Source organism: Lysobacter enzymogenes, from assembly GCF_017168095.1.
GTDB classification, from domain to species: domain Bacteria; phylum Pseudomonadota; class Gammaproteobacteria; order Xanthomonadales; family Xanthomonadaceae; genus Lysobacter; species Lysobacter enzymogenes_D.
In genome coordinates this window covers 1-2,095 of the sequence record NZ_LXSD01000327.1, presented here as the reverse complement: position 1 = coordinate 2,095, position 2,095 = coordinate 1, and the positions used below count along the sequence as shown (strand labels likewise).

Annotated in this window: 1 protein-coding gene; it reads right to left on the bottom strand. The window is 70.6% G+C overall.

The window, feature by feature from the left end; translation table 11 throughout:
* Nucleotides 1-447: 447 nt before the first annotated feature.
* Nucleotides 448-2,095: M4 family metallopeptidase (locus tag A7A76_RS11635; protein WP_343225320.1), on the bottom strand; the 1,648-nt coding region annotated here is incomplete at its 5' end.

Sequence of the window (2,095 nt, the reverse complement as noted above, 5' to 3'; positions counted from 1 at the left end):
AGCGCCCGGGCGGGCGGCGGCGCGAGCGGCCTGGCGGTCCGCCTGCGCGGCGTGGAAGCCCAGGCCGGCGAGCGCGGCGACCACGGCGGTGCTGAGTAGAGCGGTCTTCAACTGCATGGACTCGTTTCCCCTTGAAGCCTTGCGATAAGGGCGGCGCCGGCGGCCTTGCGGCGCGGCCGGGCCGGATCGAGCGCATCCCGGCGAGGGGCAACCCGCCTGCGGACGGCGCTTCGGGATCCACTCTAGACAGCGCTCGCGCGTCGGCTCGCTGCCGGCCACGGGCCTGGCCGGCGCAAAGCGCCAGAGCGTTCGCAAAAACCGGCAATTCGGACGAGTCCCACTCCTGGGCCCGGCCGCCGCACCGCAGCGCGCCGAAAACGCGAACGGCCCGCGGATGCGGGCCGTCCGTGAGCGCCGCCACGAGGCGGCGCGATGCAACTGCGCAACTCAGTTGACGTTGACCGCCGACCACGCCCGCGCGACGGTCTGGTACTCGGCCGAGTTGGCGCCGTACAGGTCCGCCGCCGCCTGCAGGGTGCCCGCGCGCGCGCGCGGGTAGTCGGTGCTGGAGACGAAGTACTTGGTCAGCGCGCGGTACCAGATCGCGCCGGCCTTGGCCAGGCCGAAGCCGACCACGCCGGTGTCGCCGTTGCAGCTCAGGTCGGCGGCGGCGAGGTTGGTGAAGCCGGCCGGCACCTGCGTGCCCTGCGCCATCAGGTAGAACGCGAGGTTGCCGACGCCGGAGGTGAAGTGCGGGTCGTACTTCTCGCCCCTGTCGGTGTCGGCGGCGGCGAAACCGCCGGCCGGATAGCACTTGAACGAGATCTTGCCGTTGGTGCGATAGGCCGAATCGAGATTCTGCTGGAACATCACCCGCAGCGGATATTCCTGGGTGCCGGTGGCGGTGCCCTTGAAATGCAGGTTCTCGCCGATCAGGAAGTCGCCCGGGTCGTTGCCGTTGCCGGTGCTGAACTCCACCAGCGTGCCGAAGATGTCCGACACCGCCTCGTTGATGCCGCCGGAATCCTTGATCCCGTAATAGCCGAGCTTGGCCGTGGCCCCGGTGACGCCGTGGGTCATCTCGTGGCCGGCCACGTCCAGCGCCACCAGCGGGGTGAAGTTGTTGCTGGCGTCGCCGTCGCCGTAAATCATGTACATGTCGCCGAAGGCGGGCGTGACCAGGGCGGCGTTGAAATAGTTCTGGCCGTAGTGGACGTAGCTCAGGATGCTCTTGCCGTCGTTCTTGATGCCGTTGCGGCCGTGCACGGCCTTGTAGTAATCCCAGGTCGCGCCGATGCCGTAATAAGCCTCGACCGCGGCGGTGGCCTTGTCGGAGGTGGCGTTGTTGCCCCACACGTTGTCGGCGTCGTTGAACGGCGAGGCCATGAACGAGGAGCTCGGCTGGCCGTTCTTGGCGTCCAGGGTCTGGCCGTTGCCGCGCGAGGGATCGGTCAGGGTGTAGCCGCCGGAGACGGAGTTGGTGACGATGCCGACGTTGCCCAGGCTCAGGGTCTTGCCGGTGCCGTTGGCGGCCGCGGCGTGGACATGGTCTTCGGCTTCCAGCAGCGCGCCGTTGCGGGCGTCGATGAAGTAGGACAGCACGCCCGGGTCCTGACTGCCGGTGCGCTCGCCGCGCAGGCCGATCTGGTAGGCCAGGGTCGGCTCGATGCCGTTGCGCGCGTACACCACCAGCCGGGCCGGATCGAGCTGGGCGACGCGGCCGTCGAAGCGGGCGCCGGCTTCGCTGGCGGCCTGGGCCGCGCTGATGCCCGGCTTGAGCGCCGGCCGCAGCGCGGTGCGCAGGTTGCCGCCCTGGGTGATGGAGAGCAGTTCGCCGTCGCGCGAATGCACGACCATGTCGCCGCCGATCACCGGCAGGCCCTGGTAGCTGCGCTCCATGCGCACGTGCTCGGTGCCGTCGCGGTCGATCATCACGTCGCGGGCGTTGAAGCCGTCGGCCTGGGCGAGGTGGACCTCGCCCGCGCCGGCGGTGGCGAGCAACCGGCGCGCGCGTTCGGCCGCGGCGGTGCGGTCGGCCTGTTCGGGCGAGGCGCTGGCCCAGGCCTGGCGGCTGCCCGCGCGGGCGCTGGTGTCG